Here is a 23105-nt window from a genome sequence, read left to right on the forward strand (position 1 = left end):
CCCCGGTTCAGGGCGCGCCGTCGCAGCGCTTCGGCGGCGGCTCCAGCGGCTGGCGCTGGCGTTCCAGCCACGAAGTCATCGCCGCCCCGGCCGCCGCCCGCGTCGCCTACGCCGGGCCGTTGAAGGAGTGGGGCGAGGTGGTCATTCTGGACCTCGGCCCCGGCTGGCGCGTGGTGGTGGCGGGGCTGGACCAGCTGTCGGTTGAGACCGGGCAGAGGGTCGGCGACGGCCAGGCCCTGGGCCGTACGGGCGAGGAGGGTGAGGCCTATTTCGAGCTGCGCCGTGACGAACGGCCGATCGATCCCGCGCCTTGGCTTCAGTAGGGGCTGCAATAGCGCGAAAGTCCTTTCAAATCCGCGCCGAGGCTGATTGTATCGTCCCATCCGACGTCGGCGTCTGAACGCGCCTGCGCCTCCCTGGACGACCGGAGCCCGCGCGGGTCCGATGGAAAGACACCGAATGCGTAAACTGCTTCTCATCGGTTGCGCCGCCCTGGCCCTGGGCGGATCGGCGGCGGCTGTCGCCAGCCAGACCCCGCGCAACGAGACCTTCCGGATGCTGCAGATGTTCGGCGACGTCCTGGGCATCGTCGAGCAGGCCTATGTGGTGCCGGTCGACAACAAGAAGCTGATCGAGGCCGCGCTGTCGGGCATGATGACGGCGCTGGACCCGCACTCCAACTATCTGCCGGCCAAGTCCTATGGCGACCTGCGCGAGCGGACCACGGGCGAGTATTCCGGCGTCGGCCTGACCATCACCTCCGAGGGCGGCCTGGTGAAGGTCATCTCGCCGATGGACGACAGCCCCGCCGGTCGCGCGGGCGTCCAGGCGGGCGACGTCATCAGCGCCATCGACGGCCAGAACGCCGCCGGCCTGACCGTGTCCGAAGTCTCCGAAAAACTGCGCGGCGCCATCGGCGCCAGCGTCACCGTCACCTTCCTGCGCGACGGCGAAGAGCCGCGCGAGGTCGTCCTGACCCGCGAGGTCATCAAGGTCGAATCCGTCTCCGGCCGTCTGGAGGGCGACTTCGGCTATCTGCGCATCTCGACCTTCAACGAGAATACGGGCCGCGAACTGACCGAGACGATCAACCGTCTCAAGGCCGAGAAGCCCGGCATCAAGGGCTTTGTTCTGGACCTGCGCAACAACGGCGGCGGCCTGCTGACCGCCGCCATCGACGTGTCGGACGCCTTCCTGGAGCGCGGCGAGATCGTCAGCCAGCGCGGCCGCAAGCCCGACGACATCGAACGCTACGCCGCCAAGTCGGGTGACCTGACCGGCGGCCTGCCGGTGGTGGTTCTGATCAACTACGGTTCGGCCTCGGCCTCGGAAATCGTCGCCGGCGCCCTGAAGGACCAGGAGCGGGCCACGGTCGTCGGCCTGACCAGCTTCGGCAAGGGGTCGGTGCAGACGGTGATCCCCTTGCGCGGCGGTTCGGACGGCGCCCTGTCGATCACCACGGGGCGCTATTACACGCCGTCGGGCCGCTCGATCCAGAAGATCGGCATCGAGCCGGACCTGGAGGTGGCGCGATCCGAGGCCGAGGCGCGCATCGTCTCGCGCTCCAGCTTCATCTATTCCGAGGCTGCCTACGCCACGGCGCTGGACGCCTCCATCGGGGCCGAGCGTAAGGGGCCGCACACCCCGCACGAGGCGCCGGGGCCGGAGTTCGACAAGACCAAGGACTATCAGCTGCAACGCGCCCTGGACGTGCTGCGCGCGGGCGGCGACCTGACCCGCCTGGCCGCCGCGCCGACGAACGTCGTGGTCACCGAACCGGGCGCCAAGCCGATCGAGACGGCCGAGGCCGGGACGCCCAGCCCCGACGGCGCGACCCCGGACTGATCGGTTTCGGTCCGGCCCGGCGGCCGGCGTCAACGTGGTGAATGCAGCGTTAGGGTTTCTTAACCGGCGCTGGGGATAAGTGAGGATCGAGGGGAACCGCGTCGTGCGGCGCCCCAGTCCCGCCCCTGTCGTCCGAGCGCCGCCCTGTCCATGTTCGCCAAGCGCCAGTCCGCTCTCGCCGCCGCCGCCGGCCTGCCGCCGGAGGCCCGTTCGCGCGCCAGCCTCGACACCTTCGTCGCCGCGCTGAAGAAGCCGCCGGTCGCCGTGGCTGCCGCGGGCGTCTTCGTCCTGGCCGCCGGGGCCCTGTTCGTCGCCGTTCTGGGCGACCCCGGCGCGGGCGCCCCCTCGGCTCGGGTGGCGCTGCAACGCCCGGCCGCCGCCGCCGATCCGGCCCCCACCGGCGCCGACGCCTTCGCCATGAGCGGTCTGGACCTCTATCAGGATCTGGCTGGCGGCGATCCGCTGGACCCCAACGGCGCCGCCGGGGGCGAGGCCCTGATCACCCTGCCGGACGGCGCCAGCGTGGCGGGCGGCTCGGCCATCGCCGCCCCGGTGCGGGCGCCCTCGAATCCCCTGCCCAAGGCGCCGATCGCCGGCCTGTTCTCGCCCGGTCCCAACGGCCCCCTGCCGCGCATCGCGCCGGACGGCCGCGTCCCGGCCCAGGCCTATGCCCGCCCGTTCCGTTCGAACGGCAAGCCCATGGTGTCTCTGGTCGTCGGCGGCCTGGGGCTGAACGCCGTCACCACCCGCGCCGCCATCGAACGCCTGCCCGCCGAGGTGACGCTCAGCTTCGTCCCCTACGCCGAGGGGCTGCAGGGCTGGATCGACCTGGCCCGCGCCCAGGGCCATGAGGTGATGATCGAGCTGCCGATGGAGCCTACCGGCTATCCCGACAACGATCCCGGCCCCTACACCCTGCTGGCCAGCGGCGGCGCCGACGACGTCGAGGCCAAGCTGGACTGGCTGCTGGGCCGCGCGACCGGCTATTTCGGCGTGACCAACTATCTGGGCGACCGCTTCGCGACCTCGGATGAGGGCATGGGCGCCATGCTGACCGTGCTGCGTCAGCGTGGGGTGGCCTTCCTCGACGACGGCTCCATGCGCAGGAAGCCCGGCGCCTTCGCCCGCGCCAGCGCCGACCGCGTCATCGACGAGACCCAGAACCCGGCCGCCATCATGGGCCAGCTCAACGCCCTGGAAGCCGCCGCCAAGACCCGCGGCGCCGCCATGGGGGCGGGCTTCAGCTATCCCGTCACCGTCGAAGCCGCCGCCCGCTGGACGGCGGGGCTGGAGGCGCGCGGCCTGCAACTGGCGCCGGCTTCGGCCATGACGCGGCGTCCGGGACGCTAGAGGGCTAGACCAGGGCCGCCGAGAGGCAGGCCGCGCCAAACGAGGTGGTCGCCAAAATCAGGAGCAGGCCCTCGAAGGGGGAGAGCGTCCAGGCTGAGCGTCTGCGGCGGGTTCTGATGTCCATCGATGCCTCTCGCAACTGAGTATGACCTTGAGGGCCAGAGCCGGCGCGCCGCGGATCGGCAGGGGCTGACCGTAGAGGCCTCGCCACAGGGCGTCCATTGCGCGGTCAGCTTCCCCCAAGGGTTCCATGCGCGCATTGGCCATCGTCCGGCCGCGGCCGTCGCCATCAAATGTTAGGCGCTGTGGATAATGTTGGTTTTTGTGTTCGACGCCAGCGGCATGGCGCCGCTGCGGCTGTGGATCACCCCTGCGCCGCCGCCTCGCGAATCCGTCCGACCATGCTGTTCAGGCCGTTGGCGCGCTGGCGGGTGAGGGCGGCGGGCAGGCCGAGGCGGTCCAGCGCCGCGCGGGCGTCGAAAGCCAGGATCTCGGCCGGGAGGCGGCCGGAATAGAGTTTCAGCAGCAGGGCGATATTGCCCTTGGACAGGGCGCTGTCGCTGTCGGCGTCGAAGAACAGCCGGCCGTCGGCGCGGCGGGTCGACAGCCAGACCTGGGCCGCGCAGCCCGGCACCTTGTTCGCCTCGACGCGGGCCTCATCGGGTAGGAGCGGCAGACCCTTGCCCAGGTCGATGACGTATTCGATCCGGCCTTCCCAATCGCCCAGCAGATCGAACTCCTCGACCAGTTCGGCCAGGGTTTCGTCGAGGGTCAGGGCGGGAAGGGCGTCGGTCGAGGTCATGCGGGCGACATAGGGCCCGGCGGCCCGGACGACAACCGCCCACGCGCCTTCCCGGATCGATGTCCTGCGCCGTTTTGGGACAGTCGCCCGCGAGGCGAGCGGCCTTTGGTCGGCCTTGGTCGGGGGCTAGACTGCGCGGTTGAAGCAACCGTCTCAAAGGCTCGGATTGAAGCCTCCGCCCGCCCTGTTCGAGCCGATCCGTTCGCCCGACGCGCCTGACGCCCGGGACGGCGCCGCCGTGGCCGCCTGGCACGCGGGCTGGGCGGCGGCGGTGGGGCTGACGGCGCTGGCCGGGGACTGGCTGGGACGCGAGAGTGGGGCCGCGGGCCTGGGCGCCTCGGCCGCCCTCGCCATGGCGACGCCGGGTCTGCTGGGGCTGGTCCTGCTGGCGCGCGACGGGCGCAGCGTGAGAGCAGCCCTGCTGGCGGCCTGGTGTCTGGCTGCGGTCGCGGCGTCGGGGCTGTCGGGCGGGCTGACCGGGCCGCTGGGCGGCTTCGTCTTCATGTCTCTGGCCGCCGCCGTCGCTCTCGGATCATCGCGCTGGGCGCCGTTCGGTCTGCTGGGGACAGCGATGGCGGCGGTGGTCGGTCTGGCGGCGACGGGGGTGAACGGCGCGCCCGCCGCCTCGCCCGGCATGGCGACCCTGTCGGCCCTGCTGACGGTCGGCGCGGCGGCCCTGGCCTTCCGCCTCAGCGCCGGGACGCAGGCCCGCCGCCTTGACGCCGTCGAGGGGGCGGTGGCCCAGGTCGAGACGGTGCTGGCCGGTCAGCCGGGCCTGACCCTGGTGTTGGACGCCTCGGGGGCGCCGCTGGCGGCCTATGGCGCGGCGCCGGCGGCCCTGCCGGTCGACCCCCTGTTCGAGGAGGGGCTGGTCGCCGCCGTCCATGCGCCCGACCGTCCGGCGGTTCTGGCCGCCCTGGCCAAGGCCGTTGCCGGGTCAGAAGCCCAGGTGCGGTTCGCCCCGCGTCTGGCGCTGGATCGCCGCATCCTTCTGGTGCTGCGCCGTCAGGCGGCGAAGGCGGGCGAGCCGCCGCGCCTGATCGCCGTGGCGCTGGACGCCAGCTTGCAGCACGCCCGCGAGGAAGGCCTGGACGCCGCTCGTCTCGAGGCTGAGGCCCAGAGCGCGGGCAAGACCCGCTTCCTGGCCCATATGAGCCACGAACTGCGCACCCCCCTGAACGCCGTGATCGGCTTCTCGGACATCATGCGCCAGCGCCTGTTCGGCCCGATCTCCGACCGCTACGCCGAGTACGCGGACTCGATCCACACGGCGGGCGGGCACCTGCTGGCTCTGATCAACGACGTGCTGGACGTCAGCCGGATCGAGGCGGACCGATACGATCTGAGCATCGAACGCTTCGACGTGCGCGAGGCGGTGTCGGCGGCCCTGGCCCTGGTGCGGGTTCAGGCCGACGACAAGGGAGTCGAGCTGGCCGCTGTCCTGCCGCCCGAGGCCCTGACCGTCGCCGCGGACCGCCGCGCCGTGAAGCAGATGCTGCTGAACCTCTTGTCCAATGCGGTGAAATTCACGCCGTCGGGCGGTTCAGTGACCGTCACCGCCGAGGCCTTGGGCGCGACCCTGGAGCTGAGCGTGGCCGACACCGGCGTCGGCGTCGCGCCCGAAGACCTGGCCCGGTTGGGCCGCCCGTTCGAACAGGCCGGCGGCGCCGAGCAGAGGGCGCAGGGGACCGGGCTGGGCCTGTCTCTGGTCCGCTCCCTGGCCGAACTGCATCAGGGAACGATGAGCCTCGACAGCACGCCGGGCGCGGGCACGGCCGTGACCATCCGACTGCCCGTCGTCGTGGCTCGCCCCGCCGTGGACGGCGAGGCCGAGGTCATTCCGCTGAACCGAAGCGCCTAGCCCCGCGCCTCGACCTTCAGCGGCATGGGCTTGAGGTCCAGAAGGGCGAACAGCTTGGCGTCGTCGTCCTCTTCCGGGTTGGGCGTGGTCAGCAGCTTGCCGCCGACGAAGATGGAGTTGGCGCCGGCCAGGAAGCACAAGGCCTGCATCTCCGGCGTCATGCCTTCGCGACCGGCCGACAGGCGGACCATCGACTGCGGGCAGACCAGACGGGCGACGGCCACGGTGCGGACGAACTCGATCGGGTCGATCTCGCCCTCCTTCAGCACCCGCTCGCCCAGGGGCGTGCCGCCGACGGGGACCAGGGCGTTGACCGGCAGGCTGTCGGGGTGGGCGGGCAGGGTGGCCAGGGCGTGCAGCAGGCCGGCGCGGTCGCGGCGCTTCTCGCCCATGCCGACGATGCCGCCGCAGCAGGTGCTCATGCCCGCGTCGCGGACGTGCTGCAGGGTCTCCAGCCGGTCCTTATAGGTGCGGGTCGTCACCACCTCGGCGTAGTATTCCGGCCCGGTGTCGAGGTTATGGTTGTAGTAGTCGAGGCCCGCGTCCTTGAGCTGTTTCGCCTGGTCGGCGTTCAGCATGCCCAGGGTGGCGCAGGTCTCCAGACCCAGCGCCTTCACGCCCGAGATCATGGCCGCCAGCTTGGGCGTGTCGCGGTCCTTCAGCTCGCGCCAGGCGGCGCCCATGCAGAAGCGGCTGGCCCCGCCGGCCTTGGCCGCCATGGCCTCGGCGATGACGGCGGTCGGCTCCATCAGCTTCTCGGCCTTGAGGCCGGTCTTGAAGCTGGCCGACTGCGAGCAGTAGCCGCAGTTCTCGGCGCAGCCGCCGGTCTTGACCGACAGCAGCTGGGACTTCTGCACCTCGCTGGGGTCGAAGGCAGCGCGGTGCACCGTCGCGGCATCGAACACCAGCTCCATGAAGGGGCGGGCGAACAGGGCCTCGACCTCCTCCAGCGTCCAGTCGTGACGGGGGATCGAGAGATCGCGGGCGGGTCGGATCGAAGCGTCGTCAGCCATGGAACGACGGATTAGCCGCGCACGGCGACGCGGCCAAGCCGGAAGTCACGCGCTGCCGTTCTTTGGCTCAGCGCTCGTCCTTGTAGATGCGGCCGTCGCGCATGACGAAGGCCACGGTCTTCAGCGTCGTCACGTCGCTCAGCGGGTCGCCCGCCACGGCGATGACGTCGGCCCGCTTGCCCGCTTCCAGGGTGCCGATCTCCTGCGACAGGCCCAGAAGGTCGGCGGCGTTGACGGTGGCGGCCTCGATGGCGGTCGCCGGGGTCATGCCGTTCTTGACCATCAGTTCGAATTCGTCGGCGTTGCGGCCGTGCTTGGACACGCCCGCGTCGGTGCCGAAGGCGATGCGCACCCCGGCGGGGACGGCGCGCTGCAGCGACTGGCCGGTGATCTGGATGCGCCAGCGGATCTTGGGCAGGACCTCGGGCGGATAGGCCTCGGGGTCGGCGGCCAGCCGCTCGGTGTAGCCGTTCACCACCGACAGGGTCGGCACGTAGTAGGCGCGCGTGCGGCGCAGAAGCTGCAGGGTCTCGTCGTCGAAGATGGTGCCGTGCTCGATCGAATCGGCGCCCATCCGCAGGGCCAGGTTGATGCCCTCGACCCCGTGGGCGTGGACCGCGACCTTCTTGCCGTACAGGTGGGCCGTGTCGATCAGGGCCTTGGCCTCGTCCTCGAACATCTGGGCGCCCAGGCCGGCGCCGATGCGGCTGTTGACGCCGCCGGTGGTGGCGATCTTGATCAGATCGACGCCGCGCCCGACCTGCAGCCGCACCGCCTCGCGGCAGCCGTCCACGCCGTCGCAGACATTGTCGTGGGCCACGTGCTCGCGCAGGTCGTCGTTGAAGCCCAGCCGGCCGTCCATGTGGCCCGAGGTGGTCGAGATGCTGTTGCCCGCGTCGAGAATGCGCGGCCCCGGCAGTCGGTGGGCCGCCGTCTCGGTCCGCAGGGCCAGGGTGACGCCGCCGCTGTCGCCCAGATTGCGCACGGTGGTGAAGCCCGCCATCAGCGTCTTTCGCGCGTTCATGGCGGCGCTGTAGGCGTGGACCGGCAGATTGTCCGTCACCCCGGCCAGGAAGCCGGCCTGGCCCGCGACGTCCGACACCAGGTGCACATGGCTGTCGATCAGGCCGGGCAGGACGAAGCGGTCGCGCTGATCGACGACGGCGGCGCCGGGGAAGCTTGATGCGTCGACGAAGCCGTCGCGGATCTCGACCACCTTGCCGTCGCGCACCACCACGGTCGAAGGGCCGCGCGGCGCCCGGCCGGGATGGTCCAGCAGCCGCCCGGCCTGGATCAGGGTCACGGCGCCGGGCGTGGGCGTCGTCTGGGCCGACGCGGTTTGGGCCGCGACAGGCAGGGCCGCCGTCAGCGCTAGGGCGCAGACGGCGCTCGTCAGCATGGTCTTCATGGTCGAAACTCCCCCTTGAACTTTCGGGGGAGTTAAGCCGCGCGCCGCGTCATGCGCCAGTCTCTAAACGCAGCCCTGTGCTTTGATCAGTTGACCGCGCGCAGATGCGGGGCGCCGGACGCACCGCGATCCAGACGGAAGCGTCCGACCTGCTGGTTCAGGCTGACCGCCTCGTTGGCCAGCTGACGGGCCGCGGCGGTGGCCTCTTCCGTCATGGCGGCGTTCTGCTGGGTGATGTCGTCCATCTCGCCCATGGTGCGGCGGACGCGGGCCAGGCCCTCGGCCTGGTCCTGGGCCGAACCGGCGATGCCGCCGGCCAGGCCGTCGATGGCCACGACGCGGCCGCCGATGCGCTCCAGCGCCTCGCCGGTGCGTTCGACCAGATCGACGCCGCGCGCTACCTGGGCCGAGGAGGTCGAGATCAGGGTGCGGATTTCGCCGGAGGCCTCTGACGAGCGCTGCGCCAGGGCGCGGACTTCCTGGGCCACCACGGCGAAGCCGCGACCGGCGTCGCCGGCGCGGGCGGCTTCGACCCCGGCGTTCAACGCCAGCAGATTGGTCTGGAAGGCGATCTCGTCGATCAGGCTGGTGAAGCGGGCGATGCCGGTCGAGGATTCGGCGATGGCGTGGATGGCGGCGACGGCCTCGCCGACCACCTGGCTGCTGTCCTCGACATCGACGCGGGCGGCGGCCAGGGCTTCTGCGGTCTGGCGGGCGTTGTCGGCGGTCGAGGCCACGGCGCGGGCGATGGCGTCGGCCTCGGCCACGGTGCGTTCCAGGTTGGCGGCCTGACGCTCGGTGCGGCTGGCCAGATCTTCCGAGGCGGTGGCCAATTGGCTGGAGCCGGCGCTCAGGCCCTCGACGCTGTCGGCCACGGAGCGGACGGCGGTGCGCAGGGCGCGGGTGGCGGCGTGGAAGTCGTTCTGCAGGCTGCGGTATTCCTCGGGGAAGACGCCCGGAATGGTCGCCGACAGGTCGTTCTCGGCCAGATCGTGCAGGGCGGCGCCCAGGGCGCGGACCACCTCGGTCTGACGCGCCTCGGCTTCGGCGTGAGCGGCCTGAACCTTGTCGCGCTGCTCTTGCAGCACGTCGAGGTAGATGGAGATGGCCAGATCCATGTCGAGCATGACCCGCTGGGTCAGTTCGGCGATCGCCTCGGCGGTGACGCGGTCGTGCTCGCGCCTGTTGGCCCAGAATTTCCGCGGCCGTTCGGCGATGGCGCGGGTCAGGTGGGCCAGGATGACGCTGTAGCCGCCAATGTACCAGCGCGGCTCCAGGCCGATGCGGGCGTGGACATGGCCGATGGTGCGCACGGACTTGGCGTAGTCCTCGTCGGCGCGGCCGTCGATGATGGCGTCCCAGTGGCGCTGCTGGGCCTTGCTGGCCGCGCTTATATGGGTCTCGTCGCGGAAGAAGCTGCGCGTGATCGGCTCGGCCCGCACCCGGTCATAAAAGGCGGCCAGGGCCAGCGGCGTCTCGCGGCGCAGCAGCGGTCCCATGGCGCTATAGCCGGCTGAAGCCTGACCCAGGCCCATGAAGCCCATGCGGTGGCCGATGTTTTCGCCCGCCATTTTCGTCGTCTCTTCTGGAACTCGGGCGCAGGGGAGCGCGCCCAGATATCCATTTATTTCTTAGGGGTATTGCGGTCCTTAAGGAGGGGGTGCGTAGAAACCCGTAGGCGCTTCGAAGCCTCTGCTGGGACTGTCATATAAAGCTATCCTTATATGTTGATTGCCCCGTCGGGCCGGGCGCGCTATAGCGACGCCTTGAAAAATTCCGCCGCGAGAACCCCTTCATGACCGACTACATCGTTCGCGACATTTCCCTGGCCGATTTCGGCAACAAGGAAATCGCCATCGCCGAAACCGAAATGCCGGGCCTGATGGCGCTGCGCGAGGAATACGGCGCGGCCCAGCCGCTGAAGGGCGCCCGCATCGCCGGCAGCCTGCACATGACCATCCAGACGGCGGTCTTGATCCAGACGCTGGAAGCCCTGGGCGCCGAAGTGCGCTGGGCCTCGTGCAACATCTTCTCGACCCAGGACCACGCCGCCGCCGCCATCGCCGCCGCCGGCACGCCGGTCTTCGCCACCAAGGGCGAGACCCTGGTGGAATACTGGGACTACGCCCACAAGATCTTCGAATGGGCCGACGGCGGCTATCCGAACCTGATCCTCGACGACGGCGGCGACGCCACCCTTCTGTGCGTGCTCGGCCCGAAGGCCGAGAAGGACATCTCGGTCCTGTCGAACCCGCAGAACGAGGAAGAAGAAGCCCTGTTCGCGGTGATGAAGCGCTACATCGCCGAGAAGCCCGGCTTCTACTCGGCCATCCGCGACGCCATCGGCGGCGTGTCGGAAGAGACGACCACGGGCGTCCACCGCCTGTACCAGATGGCCGAGCGCGGCGAGCTGCCCTTCCCGGCGATCAACGTCAACGACAGCGTCACCAAGTCCAAGTTCGACAACCTGTACGGCTGCCGTGAGAGCCTGGTCGACGCCATCCGTCGCGGCACCGACGTCATGCTGTCGGGCAAGGTCGCGGTGGTCTGCGGCTACGGCGACGTGGGCAAGGGCTCGGCCGCTTCGCTGCGCAACGGCGGCGCCCGCGTCATCGTTACGGAAATCGACCCGATCTGCGCCCTGCAGGCGGCGATGGAAGGCTATGAGGTCCAGACCCTGGACGACGTCGCCGACAAGGCGGACATCTACGTCACGACGACCGGCAACAAGGACGTCATCACGGTCGATCATATGCGCCGGATGAAGAACAACGCCATCGTTTGCAACATCGGCCACTTCGACTCGGAAATTCAGGTCGCGGGCCTGAAGAACTTCAAGTGGGACAAGATCAAGGATCAGGTCCACCACATCGAATTCCCGGACGGCAACAAGATCATCCTGCTGTCGGAAGGCCGTCTGGTGAACCTGGGCAACGCCACGGGTCACCCGTCCTTCGTGATGAGCGCCTCCTTCACCAACCAGACCCTGGCCCAGATCGAGCTGTGGACCAATGTCTCGGCCTACGAGAACAAGGTCTACACCCTGCCCAAGCACCTGGACGAGAAGGTCGCCTTCCTCCACCTGGCCAAGCTGGGCGCCAAGCTGACCAAGCTGACCCAGGCCCAGGCCGACTACATCTCGGTCCCGACCGAGGGTCCGTTCAAGCCGGAACACTACCGCTACTAGGGCCTGCCGTAGGCCTGAACGAAAGAACCCCGCGCCGGCGACGGCGCGGGGTTTTTCTTTGTTCGCTTCGGGCCTTACGCCGCGTCGCGCGGGTCGTAGGCGTCGGTCTCGCGGCCCATCAGCCCGGTCTCGAAATCCATGAAGATGTCGATCAGCTCCTCGACCCCGACCGGCGGGGCCTTGGGTCCGAAACGGAAGCGCCAGAAGCTGACGATGTGCTGCACCGCGCCCAGCTGGTCGCCCAGCCGCGCGAACAGGGTCGGGGCTTCCAGAAGGAAGTCCCGGAAGGCGATGGGATTGCCCTCGCGCGTCAGCCCCACATAGGCGTCGTCGTAGTAGCGCAGAGTGCGGCTGACCTCTTCGCAGGTCTTCATGATCCGGCTGCGCAGGACGGCGCGGCCGCGTTCGATATACTCCTTGGCGGCGCGGTCGCTGGGACCGACCGGCTGCACCGCCCCCACCTCATCGGCGACGTTGACGATGTCGATCATCAGGCTGGCCAGGGCCCACTTGTAGTAGAGGAAGCCCTTCCAGCAGAAGACGCCCTCCTGGTATTGCTCGGGCTCGAGCTTGAGGGTCGTGCGCAGCGCTTCCAGCCGGTCGCCCGGCGCGTTGGACAGGATTTTCGACGCCATGCGCGCGGTCGAGCCGACCGCCGCCACCCCGCCGCCCATGCTGAGTGTGACCAGGGGTTCGATCTCCTTCTGCACGAAGGCCAGCATTTTCTCGAGGTCGGCCTGACTGAGCGCGAAATAGCAGGGGGCGGCGTCCACCTCGCCACGCCGCAGCTGTTCGCGCAGCAGGAAGGGATCCAGCGACGGCAGCTGATCCATCAGCCGCAGGGTCTTCAGGTCAGGATGGTCAGGGGCGATGCCGAAGGCCTCCTGCATGGCGCGCTCGAAGCCGATCTGGTTGACGAAGACGAAGCGGCCCCCGGTCTTCAGGTCGGCGCCATCGATCGGCACCACCACCTTGGTCGCCACCTGGCGCCGGCCGGGAAAGGAGTCGGTCTCGTTGCGGCGCAGCCGGTGCTTGATGATCAGGGCGGTGTTCAGCGCCGGGGTGCGGAACATGGGGCGCTCGGCCCAATCGTCGGTCTCGCCATGTTCGTCAAAGACCTTGAGCAGGTTCAGCACCCGCGCCGTTGAGGCGGAGCGGCGCAGATGTTCCAGATTGCGGACGGCGCGATCAGTCATGTCGGCCTGTCTGCCCGGCAAAGATGACTAACGGCTTAGCTGAAAAGAAAGAGGGCCGCCTCAGCAGAGGCGGCCCTGTCAGTTTGGGGAGGAAAGGGGGATCAGAAGGTCGTCGTCACCGACACCCAGAGACGACGCGGCTCCTGGTTGTTGGCGTATTCCGGCGCATAGGCGACCGGCGCGCCGTAGGGCTTGAGGCTGACGAAGTCCTTGTTGAACAGGTTGTAGATCGTGGCGTTGATCGTGACCCGCTCGGTCACGTCGTACGATCCGCCCAGGTGGAACAGCTCATAGGCCTTGTAGTCGCCCCAGGCGTCGCGGGCGGCGCCCAGGCCGCGGAAGCGCTCCGAGCGATATTCGCCGCGCAGCCACAGGTTCATCTGGTCCGTGGCGTTCCAGCGCAGGCTGGCGTTGACCATGTGCTCGGGGGTGTCGGTCAGGGGCTGGCCCTTGGCCGCGCCCGACTTCTGCTCGCTGTCGGTGTAGGTGTAGTTGCCCGACAGGGTCCAGTCGGGCGCGAAGCGCCAGCGCGCCGCCGCCTCGACGCCGCGCGTGACGGCCTCGTCCACGTTCACCTGCTGGCTGAAGGTGGCGTAGGCGGCCCAGAAGCCGACGTCGGTGCAGCCAGTCTTGTTATAGGTCCCGGCGTCATACTGCGCCCGCGTCAGGCCGAAGGTGCAGTTCGTCAGCGGCGCGCCGGCGGCGATCTTGTCCTGGAATTCGTTGTTGAAGACGGTGACATTGGCGCGGAAGGTCGAGCCGTTGTCATAGAAGACGGCGATTTCGCTGGAGGTCGAGGTCTCGGGCTTCAGGCCCGGCGAGCCCAGCAGGGGGAGGCGGCCTTGCGCGCCGAAGCCGTTGATGCCCTCGGCCAGCTGTTCCAGGCGCGGGGTCTTGAAGCCCTGGCTGACGCCGCCCTTGAGGGTCCACTCGGGCGAGGCGTTCCACACCAGATAGGCGCGCGGGCTGAAATGGCCGCCGAACTTGGAGTGATCGTCGTGGCGCGCGCCGAGCGTCAGGGCCAGGCTGTCGGTGAAGCGCCATTCGTCCTCGGCGAACAGGGCCCACTGGGTGTGCTCGAAGGTCGTCGGGGCCACGCCGTCGACCATCTCGGCGTCCCAGTACTGGCCGCCGACGGTGAAGCTGTGGTTGCGCCACTGCGAGAAGAGCTTGGTGTCGAAGATGGTGTTTTCCGACACCAGATCGCGCGCGCCGCCGGCCCCGGCCACGCCGTTGGGGATGATGCGGCCCACCGTCTCGGTCTTGCCATAGGACAGGTTGGATTCCAGCACGCCAAACGGCAGGCGCCAGTTGTGGGCCAGGGCGACCTGGTCGCGGTTGAACTCCAGCGCGTCGCCATAGCCGCCGGCGGTGGTGTTGGTGCCCATCTGGCCCTTGGCGTTGTCGTACCACTGGCGCGACACGTCCACGTCCAGCCACAGTCGTGGTCCGCGTGCGGGGTCAGGCTCAGGCGCCCGCCCAGGGCCCAGATCTCGTTCTCGGTCGAGCTACGGCCGAAGCCGGTCACGGGCGTCTCGACGCCGCCGACGTTCTCGAACGTCAGGCTGGACTGTTCGCGCGTCAGATAGGAACCGCGCACCGCCAGACCCAGCAGGTCCTTCACCAGCGGGCCGTTGGCGTAGAAGTCGCCGCCCCAGATGGCGCCGAACGTGTCGTCGCCCTGCAGGGTGTAGTTGGCCGAGGCCGATCCGCCCCAGACGTCGCCGACCTTGCGGGTGATGATGTTGACCACCCCGCCCATCGCGTCGGATCCGTACAGGGTCGAGACCGGGCCGCGCACGACCTCGATGCGCTCGATGGCCGAAACCGGGGGCATGAAGCTGCTGGAGGTTTCGCCGAAACCGTTCGGCGTGACGCTGCCGGCCGTGTTCTGACGGCGGCCGTCGATCAGGATCAGGGTGTAGTCCGAGCCCATGCCGCGAATGTTGATGGTCTGGCCGCCGGTCTTGCCGACCGCCGCGCCCACGTCGACGCCTTCGACATTGGTCAGGATTTCGGCGACCGAGGTCGCACGCATCTCTTCGATCTGGGCGCGCGGGACGACGCTGATCGAGGCCGGGGCCTGGGTGATGCGCTGCTCGAAGCCCGAGGCGGTGACGACCACGTCGGCGACCTGAGTCGGGCTCTGGGTCGCGGTCTGCGTCTGGTCGAGGTCCTCCGCCATCGCCGCCTGACCCAGGGAGAAGGAGGCCAGCGCCGATGCGGCCAGCAGGGTCGAACGGCGAGAGAGTGCGAAGGAAGACATGAAGCGCCCCGGTAATTTTGAGAACGCCTCTCAACAGCGTAAGCGTCGCAGTGACAACCGGGGTGTGCGATTAGGTCGCAATCTCGCCATGGGCCGCAGTCGCGCGCGGACGCTGGCGCGCACAGGGCGGGAGGCCTAGAAGACGGGCATGGAAATCTTCGACATCCTGATCCTCATCGTCATCGCGGCCGTGGTCGTCACCCTCGGCTTCGGCATCTACACCCTGTATCGCGGCGGCGACTTCGCTCGCTCGAACTCGAACAAGCTGATGCGGCTGCGTATCGTCTTGCAGGCCACGGCGGTGCTGTTGCTGATCGGCGGGATGTGGTGGAAGGCCACGCACGGCGGCTGATCTCGCCCGGAAAACTGAATGATGGGGGGCTGAAGCCATGGTCACGCTGAACAAGATCTACACCCGCACCGGCGACGGCGGTCAGACTCGCCTGGCCTCGGGCGCGCCCGTGTCCAAGACCGACCTGCGGGTCGAGGCCTACGGGACAGTCGATGAGTTGAACGCCGTCATCGGCCTGGCCCGCCTGAACAGCGGCCAGAACGACCGCATCGACGCCATGCTGGGCCGCATCCAGAATGAACTGTTCGACCTCGGCGCCGACCTGGCCACGCCGCTGGACCCGGCCCCGACATGGGAGGCGCTGCGCATTCTCGCCTCGCAGGTCGAGCGCATCGAGACCGAAATCGACTGGATGAACGAGAGCCTGAAGCCGCTGGACAGCTTCATCCTGTCGGGCGGTTCGCCCCTGTCGGCCCACCTGCATCTGGCCCGCACCGTCTGCCGCCGGGCCGAACGCGACGCCATCCGTCTGATGGAATCGGGCGAGCAGGTGAACCCCGAAGCGGTCCGCTATCTGAACCGCCTGTCGGATCACCTGTTCGTCGCCGCCCGCCGCGCCAACGCCAACGGCGCCGCCGACATCCTGTGGAAGCCCGGCGCGACGCGCTGAGTTTGGGCCGCTTTTAGGCCGTCATCCTCGGGCTTGACCCGAGGATCGGATCGTCCGCCTGCTCAACGTCGGCAAGGCGAGCGCGCCCCAACGCTCGATCCTCGGGTCAAGCCCGAGGATGACGGCGGAGGAGGGGAGCGCGGAAAACCTACTGCTGCAGGGCCGCCACGCGGACCCGTTCGGCCTCGGTCGCGGCGGCGCGGGCGCGCTTCTCGGCGTTCAACTGATCCTCGATGACGACCAGCTCCTTGTTCTTCTCGGCCGAGGCCTGGGCGCGGGTGACGCCGATGGGGCGGCCGGTGATTTCGGCGATCGAGATGGGCTGGGCGCAGATGCGGCTCTCGATGTCGTACCACTTGCCCTGGGCCTCGCAGCGCTCGCCCGGCTCCATCCAGTAGCGCTGGAACACGAAGATGCCCGCGACCATCAGGCCGAAGATGCTGAAGAACAGGACGCTGAGGCGGCGGATCGTCAGGAAGCGTTTCATACGGGTCTCATAGATGAAAAATGCGCCCGCGACACGACCGCAGTTCACGTAGCGTTACGTTGACAGGCCGGTTTCGCCGGTCCAATCCCTCGAGCAATATTTCGATGACCAAGTGGATAGGCTCATGAAGGTACTCGTCCCGGTGAAACGGGTGATCGACAGCAACGTCAAGGCTCGCGTCAAGGCGGACCAGACCGGCGTCGACCTGGCCAACGTCAAGATGAGCATGAACCCCTTCGACGAAATCGCCGTCGAAGAGGCCGTGCGTCTGAAGGAAGGCAAGGAACACCATGCCGCAGGCACGGCGACGGAAATCGTCGTCGTCTCCATCGGCGTGACCCAGGCCCAGGAAACCCTGCGCACGGCCCTGGCCATGGGCGCCGATCGCGGCGTCCTGATCCAGTCCGACACGGATCTGGAGCCGCTGGCCGTCGCCAAGCTGCTCAAGGCGGTGGTCGACGAGGAGCAGCCGGACCTGGTTCTGCTGGGCAAGCAGTCGATCGACGGCGACAACAACGCCGTGGGTCAGATGCTGGCCGCCCTGCTGGACTGGCCGCAGGCCACCTTCGCCGGCAAGCTGGCGATCGAGGGCGGCAAGGCTGTCGTCACCCGTGAAGTCGACGGCGGTCTGCAGACCGTCTCCGCCGCCCTGCCGGCCGTGGTCTCGGTCGACCTGCGCCTGAACACGCCGCGCTATGCGTCGCTGCCCAACATCATGAAGGCCAAGAAGAAGGAGATCGCCATGAAGGCGGTCGCCGACTACGGCGTCGATGTCGCGGATCGCCTCAAGGTCCTGAAGGTGACGGAGCCGCCGAAGCGTTCGGCGGGCGTCAAGGTCGCCGACGCGGCTGAGCTGGTTTCCAAACTCAAAGACGCAGGGGTTCTGTAATGGCCGTTCTCGTCATCGCCGACCACGACGGTTCGGCTGTTCGCGACACCACCCACAAGACGGTGACGGCGGCCCTGGCCCTGTCGTCGGACGTGGATGTCCTGGTCCTGGGCAAGAACGCCAAGGGCGTGGCTGACGCCGCCGCCAAGATTTCTGGCGTGCGCAAGGTCCTGCTGGCCGAGGGCGACGCCGTCGCTCACGGCCTGGCCGAGGCCGTCGAGGCCACCGTCCTGCCGCTGGCCGGAAACTACGACGCCATCCTGACCCCGGCCAACACCGACGGTAAGAACTTCGCCCCGCGCATCGCCGCCAAGCTGGACACGGCGCCGATTTCGGACATCGTGGAAGTCGTCTCGGGCGACACCTTCGTGCGCCCGATCTACGCCGGCAACGCCCTGGAGACCGTCCAGTCGGGCGACGCCAAGAAGGTCATCACCGTGCGCCCGACGGCCTTCGCCGCCGCCGCTGAAGGCGGCTCGGCCTCGGTCGAGAGCGTCGCCGCCGGTGAAGCGCCCAAGACGGCCTTCGTCTCGGAAGAAATGGTCAAGTCGGACCGCCCCGAACTGGGCGCCGCCAAGATCATCGTCTCGGGTGGCCGCGCCCTGGGCTCGGCCGATGAGTTCCACGCCGTCATGGAGCCCCTGGCCGACAAACTGGGCGCCGCCATCGGCGCCAGCCGCGCCGCCGTCGACGCGGGCTACGCCCCCAACGACTATCAGGTCGGCCAGACCGGCAAGGTCGTGGCTCCGGCCCTCTACATCGCCATCGGCATTTCGGGCGCCATCCAGCACCTGGCCGGCATGAAGGACTCCAAGGTCATCGTCGCCATCAACAAGGACGCCGACGCCCCGATCTTCCAAGTCGCCGACTACGGCCTGGTCGCCGACTACAAGACCGCCGTGCCGGACCTGATGGCCGCCCTGGGCTAAGGACTGCACCATACACGGATTGGGGAGGGCGCGGCGCCGAAGGGAGCCGCGCCTTTTTCTTTGAAGCAAGCCAGCATCGCTCAATGGATTGAGGGGAGCGCGACAGCTAGAGTTGCGTGAGCTTAGGCAAGGCGGGAGGCGACCATGATAACCTTGATGGTGCTGGCGATCTCCGGTGCAGCGTTTTCCAGCACAGTTCATGAACTAGAGGGACCGGCGCGGTTCTGCGGCTACTCGCCGATCATCGACCTGTTGCCCGGTGAGAAGGTTACGACGCTTGAGGGCGGCATCCATGCCGGAAGCTTTCGCTGGGAGGGAGCGTTCGGTTCGCTCAACGTCGCGGGGATAGGGTGGGCTAGCCGACCGCCCGGGCGGATAGTCGTAGCTCAATCAGGCGCTCGGCCCGCGAGGTTTGCCCAACGTCGGGTGGACGACCGTTACGTGGTCGCCGTCTGGAACGGTGCCAATGGTGCCGCCTATTTCAGTTCGCCCTCGCCGCTGACGCCGCAACAGATCAGCGCCATAGGTCGGGTGACCTTGTTCGAGGAGGGGCAGGTTCCTTTAGGTTGCGACCTGCGGACGGCCTTTTCATGGGACTAAGCGTAGCCCGCCTCGCCATCAAGCTGACGCCCCGCGCCGCCGCCGACCGCATCGACGGTTGGGACGTCGATCCCGACGGCCGGTCGGTGCTCAAGGTCCGCGTCCGGGCCCAGCCGGTCGAGGGCGAGGCCAACGCGGCCCTGACCGCCTTTCTGGCCAAGGCTCTGGGCGTGCCCAAGCGCGACGTGACCCTGGCGCGCGGCGGTCAGTCGCGGCTGAAGATGATCGAGGTCGCGAGCCTCAGCGACGACGAGGTCCGCGACCGCTTGTCCGACCTCTGACATTCCCCCTTTACGACGGGGCGGAAGCCCCTTTGTATACGGTCCCATTGTCTGCCTGCCGTATGCGGGCGCGAGGGGGATCTCGCTCATGTTGCTTAACCGTCTGCGGGGCCCAAGCCTCGCTGTCCTCACCTGCGCGCTCGGCGCCCTGGCCCTGTCGGCCTGCGCCACGACCGGCGACGCCGCGCCCAAGACCGAGACGGCCTCGGCCGCGTCGTCCAGGGATCGCACCATGGCACCGGGCCTGGACGGCTGGGCCAACGCCGACCCCTATCCCTCGACCTATCGCGGCCTGCCGCGCGAGAACCTGGCCCTGGTCGGCGCCACGGTCCTGACCGGCACGGGTCAGAAGATCGAAGGCGGCGTGGTCATCGTCACCGACGGCCGCATCGCCGCCGTTGGCGGGGCGGACACCCCGGTTCCGACGGGTCACAAGGTGGTCGACGCGCGCGGCCGCTACGTCACGCCCGGCGTCATCGACATCCACAGCCACCTGGGCGTCTATCCTTCGCCCGGCGTCATGGGCATGAGCGACGGCAACGAGGCCACCAATCCGAACACGGCCCAGGTCTGGGCCGAACACTCGATCTGGCCGCAGGACCCCGGCTTCAACGCCGCCCGCGCCGGCGGCGTGACCACGCTTCAGATCCTGCCCGGCTCGGCCAACCTGTTCGGCGGTCGCGGCGTGACGGTGAGGAACGTCCCGTCGGTGACCATGCAGGGGATGAAGTTCCCGGGCGCCCCCTACGGCCTGAAGATGGCCTGCGGCGAGAACCCGTCGCGCGTCTATGGCGGCCGCAACACCTCGCCCGCCACCGGCATGGGCAATGTCGCCGGCTATCGCGCCGCCTTCATCTCGGCCCGCGACTACAAGGACAAGTGGGACAAGTGGCGCGAGACCGGTCAGGGCACGCCCCCGACCCGCAACCTGCAGCTTGAGACCCTGGCCGGCGTTCTGGACGGCTCGATCCTGGTCCAGAACCACTGCTACCGCGCCGACGAGATGGCGGTCATGCTCGATGTGGCCAAGGAGTTCGGCTACAAGGTCACCACCTTCCACCACGCGGTCGAGGCCTACAAGATCGCGCCCCTGCTGGCGCGTGAAGGCGTCTGCGCCGCCATGTGGACCGGCTGGTGGGGCTTCAAGATGGAGGCCCTGGACGGCATCGAGGAGAACGCGGCCCTGACCGACGCGCCCGAGGGCTCGTGCGCCGTCATCCACTCGGACGACGCAGAACTGACCCAGCGCCTCAACCAGGAAGTCGCCGCCGCCCTTTCGGCCGGTCGCCGCGCCGGGATGACCATCTCGGAAGAGCACGCCATCAGCTGGATCACCCTGAACGCGGCCAAGTCCATCGGCATCGACAAGGAGACCGGCTCGCTGGAGCCCGGCAAACGCGCCGACGTGGTGATCTGGAGCGCCGATCCCTTCTCGATCTACGCCCGCGCCGATCAGGTCTTCATCGACGGCGGCCTGGCCTTTGATCGCCAGAATCCGGCCTACCAGCCCGTATCCGATTTCGAACTGGGTCAGCCCGGCTTCGGCCAAGCCGCCGCCGGCGTCGCCCAGGGAGCTCGCTGAACCATGCGTATCCAAACCCTTCTCGCGGGCGCAGTTGCAGCCCTCGCCCTCGTCGGTCCCGCCGCGGCCCAGGACGTCGCCATCACCGGCGGTCGCGTCCTGACCGGAACCTCGGTGATCGAGAACGGCACCGTGGTCGTCCGCAACGGCCGCGTCGTCTCGGTCGGAACCGGCGCGGCGCCGGCCGGTCTGCGCACCATCGACGCGCGCGGCAAGATCGTGACCCCCGGTTTCGTCGCCGTCGACTCCGGCCTCGGCGGTTCCGAAGTCGGCTCGGTGCGCGGGTCCAACGACCTGTCGAACAGCGCCAACACCCTGAGCGCCGCCTTCGACCTGTCCTATGGCCTGGACCCCTGGTCCTTCACCCTGCCGGTCGCCCGCCTCGGCGGCGTCACCCGCGCCGTGGTCACGCCCCAGCACGCGGGCTCGGGCGGCGGCCACAGCCATGACGATAGCGACTTCGCCGGGGCCGGTCACGGCGGCTATCAGTCGCCGGGCCTGTTCGCCGGTCAGGCGGCGGTGATCAAGCTGGGCGGCGCCGACATCCTGGTGAAGCCGCGCGTGGCCATGGTCGCCCCCTTCGGCGAGGCCGGCAAGGGCGTCGCCGGCGGCGCGCGCGGGGCCGAGTTCGTCCTGTTCAAGGAGACCCTGGCCGAGGTCCGCCTCTACGCCCGCAACAAGGCCGCCTATGACCGCGCCGCCCTGCGCGACCTGTCGCTGTCGCGCGCCGATCTGGAGGCCCTGATCCCGGTGGCCAACGGCTCCATGCCGCTGATTGTCAGCGTCAACCGCGCCTCGGACATCCAGCAGGTCCTGCGTCTGGCCCGCGAGGAAGGCGTCAAGGTCATCCTCGACGGCGCCGCCGAGGGCTGGCTGGTGGCCAACGAGATCGCAGCCGCCAAGGTCCCGGTCCTGCTGCACCCGATCACCAACCTGCCCGGCAGTTTCGAGATGCGGGCGGCGCGGATGCAGAACGCGGCGGCGCTGAACGCGGCGGGCGTGGTCATCGCCATCAAGGGCAATGAGGGCTCGACCCATCGCGCCCGCGACATCCGCTACAACGCCGGCAACGCCGTCTCGCACGGCCTGCCCTTCGCGGCGGCCATTCAGGCGATCACGGTCAACCCGGCCCGCATCTTCGGCTTCGACGGCCAGTTCGGCGAACTGAAGCCCGGCGCGGCGGGCGACGTGGTGGTCTGGTCGGGCGATCCGCTGGAGCCGCTGAGCCAGCCCTCGGCCGTCTTCATCGACGGGGTGGAGCAGCCGCTGCAAGCCCGTAACCTGCTGCTGCGCGACCGCTATCGCACGGGCGGCGAAGGGGCCATGCCGGTGGCTTACCCGCAGTAGGAGACGCCTGCCTTGCCCTCTCCCGGTGGGAGAGGGCTTGAGCCTCCAAGAGCGAAGCGATTGGTTAGGTGAAAGGGTGAGGGTTCACGGCGGCCAGTCGGCGGACGCCGTCGCGCGGCGGCTCACGCCGACTGAAAGCGCCGACCCTCATCCGGCCCTTCGGGCCACCTTCTCCCATCGGGAGAAGGGACCAGATAGCGCGCGTCTTCTCGCCGCGCGCCCGACGCGCCATAAGACCCTCATGCCCATCACCCTCTACATCGACGCCGACGCCTGCCCCGTGAAGGAGGAGGTTTACCGCGTGGCCCGCCGCTACGGGCTCAAGGTCTTCGTGGTGTCGAACGCCTGGATCAACATCCCGCGCGAGCCGCTGATCGAACAGGTGGTGGTCGACGCCGGACCCGACGTGGCCGACGACTGGATCGCCGAGCGCGCCGTGACCGGCGACATCGTCATCACCGCCGACATTCCCCTGGCCGACCGCTGCCTGAAATCCGGGGCTCAGGCGTTGAAGGCGAACGGCCAGCCCTTTACGCCCGATTCCATCGGCTCGGCCCTGGCCGGGCGCATGGTGGGCGAGCACCTGCGCTCCATGGGCGTGGCCACCAGCGGCCCGCCGCCGTTCGCCGCCGCCGACCGCTCGCGCTTCCTGCAGGCGCTGGACACGGCGGTCGTCCGTGCACGGAAGGTCAGTCCGTGAGCCGCATTCCCGAGGACGAACTGGAGTTCCGCTTCTTCCGCGCCGGCGGGCCGGGGGGGCAGAACGTCAACAAGGTCGCCACCGCGCTACAGATGCGCTTCGACGTCAAGAACTCGCCCAGCCTGACCGAGCCGGTCAAGGAACGGTTGATGAAGCTGGCGGGCAGTCGCCTGACCCTGGACGGGATCATCCAGATCACCGCCGTCCGTTTCCGCACCCAGGAGCGCAACAAGGCCGACGCCATCGCCCGGCTGGACGAGATGGTGGCCGAGGCCTCGATCAAGCCGGTCTATCGCGTGCCGACCCGTCCGACGCGGGCGTCCAAGGAGCGGCGCCTGAAGACCAAGTCGACCCGTTCGACGATCAAGAGCGGACGCGGCAAGCCCTCGCTGGACTAGCC

Annotated in this window: 23 protein-coding genes and 1 pseudogene; 16 read left to right on the forward strand and 8 right to left on the reverse strand. The window is 69.0% G+C overall.

Translation table 11 applies throughout. The annotated features are described in order from the left end of the window. The 3 genes from ACREEF_RS10375 to ACREEF_RS10385 all read left to right on the forward strand — a co-directional run. On the forward strand, positions 1–323 hold a 323-nt coding region (locus ACREEF_RS10375), incomplete at its 5' end, for a peptidoglycan DD-metalloendopeptidase family protein (RefSeq protein ID WP_431565505.1). Between the two features lie 136 nt (positions 324–459). Continuing rightward, complete coding sequence (locus ACREEF_RS10380) at positions 460–1845, forward strand: S41 family peptidase (RefSeq protein WP_431565506.1); 1386 nt, start codon at positions 460–462, stop codon at positions 1843–1845. A 150-nt stretch (positions 1846–1995) separates the two neighbouring features. After that, positions 1996–3195, forward strand: coding sequence for a divergent polysaccharide deacetylase family protein (locus ACREEF_RS10385; RefSeq protein WP_431565507.1), 1200 nt, complete (start codon positions 1996–1998; stop codon positions 3193–3195). Between the two features lie 364 nt (positions 3196–3559). Here the strand turns inward: ACREEF_RS10385 and ACREEF_RS10390 are convergent, their stop codons facing one another. Next, entirely contained in the window at positions 3560–3997 is a 438-nt protein-coding gene (locus tag ACREEF_RS10390) for a SufE family protein (RefSeq protein WP_431565508.1), read from the reverse strand. 166 nt (positions 3998–4163) lie between these two features. On the opposite strand from ACREEF_RS10390, the gene ACREEF_RS10395 reads away from it, so the two are divergent. Then, a complete protein-coding gene (locus tag ACREEF_RS10395) occupies positions 4164–5858 on the forward strand; it encodes a sensor histidine kinase (protein ID WP_431565509.1) in 1695 nt (564 codons plus the stop codon). On the opposite strand, the gene bioB is transcribed toward ACREEF_RS10395, so the two are convergent. The 3 genes from bioB to ACREEF_RS10410 form a co-directional block, all read right to left on the reverse strand. Further along, positions 5855–6871, reverse strand: a complete 1017-nt coding sequence (gene bioB / locus ACREEF_RS10400; RefSeq protein ID WP_431565510.1) for a biotin synthase BioB — start codon at positions 6869–6871, stop codon at positions 5855–5857. The genes ACREEF_RS10395 and bioB overlap by 4 nt on opposite strands. A 67-nt stretch (positions 6872–6938) precedes the next feature. Continuing rightward, positions 6939–8279, reverse strand: coding sequence for an amidohydrolase family protein (locus ACREEF_RS10405; protein ID WP_431565511.1), 1341 nt, complete (start codon positions 8277–8279; stop codon positions 6939–6941). A gap of 86 nt (positions 8280–8365) precedes the next feature. Next, complete coding sequence (locus tag ACREEF_RS10410) at positions 8366–9850, reverse strand: methyl-accepting chemotaxis protein (protein WP_431565512.1); 1485 nt, start codon at positions 9848–9850, stop codon at positions 8366–8368. Between the two features lie 224 nt (positions 9851–10074). Here ACREEF_RS10410 and ahcY point away from each other — a divergent pair, with 224 nt between their 5' ends. Then, positions 10075–11466, forward strand: coding sequence for an adenosylhomocysteinase (ahcY, locus tag ACREEF_RS10415; RefSeq protein ID WP_431565513.1), 1392 nt, complete (start codon positions 10075–10077; stop codon positions 11464–11466). A gap of 74 nt (positions 11467–11540) precedes the next feature. Here the strand turns inward: ahcY and ACREEF_RS10420 are convergent, their stop codons facing one another. Beyond that, on the reverse strand, positions 11541–12662 hold the full coding sequence (locus ACREEF_RS10420) for a hypothetical protein (RefSeq protein ID WP_431565514.1): 1122 nt from the start codon (positions 12660–12662) through the stop codon (positions 11541–11543). A gap of 101 nt (positions 12663–12763) precedes the next feature. Further along, on the reverse strand, positions 12764–14086 hold the full coding sequence (locus tag ACREEF_RS10425; RefSeq protein WP_431565515.1) for a TonB-dependent receptor domain-containing protein: 1323 nt from the start codon (positions 14084–14086) through the stop codon (positions 12764–12766). Positions 14087–14356: 270 nt separating this feature from the next. On the opposite strand from ACREEF_RS10425, the gene ACREEF_RS10430 reads away from it, so the two are divergent. Next, complete coding sequence (locus ACREEF_RS10430; protein ID WP_431565537.1) at positions 14357–14557, forward strand: hypothetical protein; 201 nt, start codon at positions 14357–14359, stop codon at positions 14555–14557. Here ACREEF_RS10430 and ACREEF_RS10435 read toward each other — a convergent pair. Next, positions 14473–14700: pseudogene (locus ACREEF_RS10435) on the reverse strand (TonB-dependent receptor plug domain-containing protein); the annotation flags it as partial. The gene ACREEF_RS10430 and the pseudogene ACREEF_RS10435 sit on opposite strands and share 85 nt — an antisense overlap. A 376-nt stretch (positions 14701–15076) precedes the next feature. Here ACREEF_RS10435 and ACREEF_RS10440 point away from each other — a divergent pair. Continuing rightward, positions 15077–15280, forward strand: coding sequence for a twin transmembrane helix small protein (locus ACREEF_RS10440; RefSeq protein ID WP_431565516.1), 204 nt, complete (start codon positions 15077–15079; stop codon positions 15278–15280). 37 nt (positions 15281–15317) lie between these two features. Next, positions 15318–15890: a cob(I)yrinic acid a,c-diamide adenosyltransferase gene (locus tag ACREEF_RS10445; RefSeq protein WP_431565517.1), complete on the forward strand. Its 573-nt coding sequence runs from the start codon at positions 15318–15320 to the stop codon at positions 15888–15890. 148 nt (positions 15891–16038) lie between these two features. Here the strand turns inward: ACREEF_RS10445 and ACREEF_RS10450 are convergent, their stop codons facing one another. Next, positions 16039–16377 (reverse strand): hypothetical protein, encoded by a 339-nt coding sequence (locus ACREEF_RS10450; protein WP_431565518.1) that lies wholly within the window; start codon positions 16375–16377, stop codon positions 16039–16041. A 124-nt stretch (positions 16378–16501) separates the two neighbouring features. Here ACREEF_RS10450 and ACREEF_RS10455 point away from each other — a divergent pair, with 124 nt between their 5' ends. The 8 genes from ACREEF_RS10455 to arfB all read left to right on the forward strand — a co-directional run bounded on the left by ACREEF_RS10455 (position 16502) and on the right by arfB (position 23103). Beyond that, positions 16502–17266, forward strand: coding sequence for an electron transfer flavoprotein subunit beta/FixA family protein (locus ACREEF_RS10455; RefSeq protein ID WP_431565519.1), 765 nt, complete (start codon positions 16502–16504; stop codon positions 17264–17266). Next, the gene (locus ACREEF_RS10460; protein WP_431565520.1) at positions 17266–18195 is read left to right on the forward strand and encodes an electron transfer flavoprotein subunit alpha/FixB family protein; all 930 of its coding nucleotides are present in this window, start codon (positions 17266–17268) and stop codon (positions 18193–18195) included. Before ACREEF_RS10455 ends, ACREEF_RS10460 begins: the two co-directional genes overlap by 1 nt. Positions 18196–18339: 144 nt before the next feature. Beyond that, the gene (locus tag ACREEF_RS10465) at positions 18340–18795 is read left to right on the forward strand and encodes a hypothetical protein (RefSeq protein ID WP_431565521.1); all 456 of its coding nucleotides are present in this window, start codon (positions 18340–18342) and stop codon (positions 18793–18795) included. Beyond that, positions 18786–19076: a DUF167 domain-containing protein gene (locus ACREEF_RS10470; RefSeq protein ID WP_431565522.1), complete on the forward strand. Its 291-nt coding sequence runs from the start codon at positions 18786–18788 to the stop codon at positions 19074–19076. Before ACREEF_RS10465 ends, ACREEF_RS10470 begins: the two co-directional genes overlap by 10 nt. Positions 19077–19164: 88 nt before the next feature. Beyond that, entirely contained in the window at positions 19165–20658 is a 1494-nt protein-coding gene (locus ACREEF_RS10475) for an amidohydrolase (RefSeq protein ID WP_431565523.1), read from the forward strand. A gap of 3 nt (positions 20659–20661) precedes the next feature. Continuing rightward, positions 20662–22005: an amidohydrolase family protein gene (locus ACREEF_RS10480; protein WP_431565524.1), complete on the forward strand. Its 1344-nt coding sequence runs from the start codon at positions 20662–20664 to the stop codon at positions 22003–22005. Positions 22006–22246: 241 nt separating this feature from the next. Continuing rightward, a complete protein-coding gene (locus tag ACREEF_RS10485; RefSeq protein WP_431565525.1) occupies positions 22247–22705 on the forward strand; it encodes a YaiI/YqxD family protein in 459 nt (152 codons plus the stop codon). Further along, positions 22702–23103 (forward strand): alternative ribosome rescue aminoacyl-tRNA hydrolase ArfB, encoded by a 402-nt coding sequence (gene arfB, locus ACREEF_RS10490; RefSeq protein WP_431565526.1) that lies wholly within the window; start codon positions 22702–22704, stop codon positions 23101–23103. The genes ACREEF_RS10485 and arfB overlap by 4 nt, the downstream gene beginning before the upstream one ends. Positions 23104–23105 lie beyond the last annotated feature (2 nt).

Origin of the sequence: Brevundimonas sp. (genome assembly GCF_050729455.1) — a bacterium.
Lineage (GTDB): Bacteria > Pseudomonadota > Alphaproteobacteria > Caulobacterales > Caulobacteraceae > Brevundimonas.

Excerpts from the sequence above, each read along its gene's own strand:
- ACREEF_RS10465 (WP_431565521.1), top strand. The coding sequence starts at position 18,340 with ATGATAACCTTGATGGTGCTGGCGATCTCCGGTGCAGCGTTTTCCAGC.
- ahcY (WP_431565513.1), top strand. The coding sequence starts at position 10,075 with ATGACCGACTACATCGTTCGCGACATTTCCCTGGCCGATTTCGGCAAC.
- ACREEF_RS10440 (WP_431565516.1), top strand. The coding sequence starts at position 15,077 with ATGGAAATCTTCGACATCCTGATCCTCATCGTCATCGCGGCCGTGGTC.
- ACREEF_RS10390 (WP_431565508.1), bottom strand. The coding sequence starts at position 3,997 with ATGACCTCGACCGACGCCCTTCCCGCCCTGACCCTCGACGAAACCCTG.
- ACREEF_RS10480 (WP_431565524.1), top strand. The coding sequence starts at position 20,662 with ATGCGTATCCAAACCCTTCTCGCGGGCGCAGTTGCAGCCCTCGCCCTC.
- ACREEF_RS10420 (WP_431565514.1), bottom strand. The coding sequence starts at position 12,662 with ATGACTGATCGCGCCGTCCGCAATCTGGAACATCTGCGCCGCTCCGCC.
- ACREEF_RS10380 (WP_431565506.1), top strand. The coding sequence starts at position 460 with ATGCGTAAACTGCTTCTCATCGGTTGCGCCGCCCTGGCCCTGGGCGGA.
- ACREEF_RS10450 (WP_431565518.1), bottom strand. The coding sequence starts at position 16,377 with ATGAAACGCTTCCTGACGATCCGCCGCCTCAGCGTCCTGTTCTTCAGC.
- ACREEF_RS10470 (WP_431565522.1), top strand. The coding sequence starts at position 18,786 with ATGGGACTAAGCGTAGCCCGCCTCGCCATCAAGCTGACGCCCCGCGCC.
- ACREEF_RS10455 (WP_431565519.1), top strand. The coding sequence starts at position 16,502 with ATGAAGGTACTCGTCCCGGTGAAACGGGTGATCGACAGCAACGTCAAG.
- bioB (WP_431565510.1), bottom strand. The coding sequence starts at position 6,871 with ATGGCTGACGACGCTTCGATCCGACCCGCCCGCGATCTCTCGATCCCC.
- ACREEF_RS10385 (WP_431565507.1), top strand. The coding sequence starts at position 1,996 with ATGTTCGCCAAGCGCCAGTCCGCTCTCGCCGCCGCCGCCGGCCTGCCG.
- ACREEF_RS10410 (WP_431565512.1), bottom strand. The coding sequence starts at position 9,850 with ATGGCGGGCGAAAACATCGGCCACCGCATGGGCTTCATGGGCCTGGGT.
- ACREEF_RS10405 (WP_431565511.1), bottom strand. The coding sequence starts at position 8,279 with ATGAAGACCATGCTGACGAGCGCCGTCTGCGCCCTAGCGCTGACGGCG.
- ACREEF_RS10485 (WP_431565525.1), top strand. The coding sequence starts at position 22,247 with ATGCCCATCACCCTCTACATCGACGCCGACGCCTGCCCCGTGAAGGAG.
- ACREEF_RS10445 (WP_431565517.1), top strand. The coding sequence starts at position 15,318 with ATGGTCACGCTGAACAAGATCTACACCCGCACCGGCGACGGCGGTCAG.
- ACREEF_RS10475 (WP_431565523.1), top strand. The coding sequence starts at position 19,165 with ATGTTGCTTAACCGTCTGCGGGGCCCAAGCCTCGCTGTCCTCACCTGC.
- ACREEF_RS10460 (WP_431565520.1), top strand. The coding sequence starts at position 17,266 with ATGGCCGTTCTCGTCATCGCCGACCACGACGGTTCGGCTGTTCGCGAC.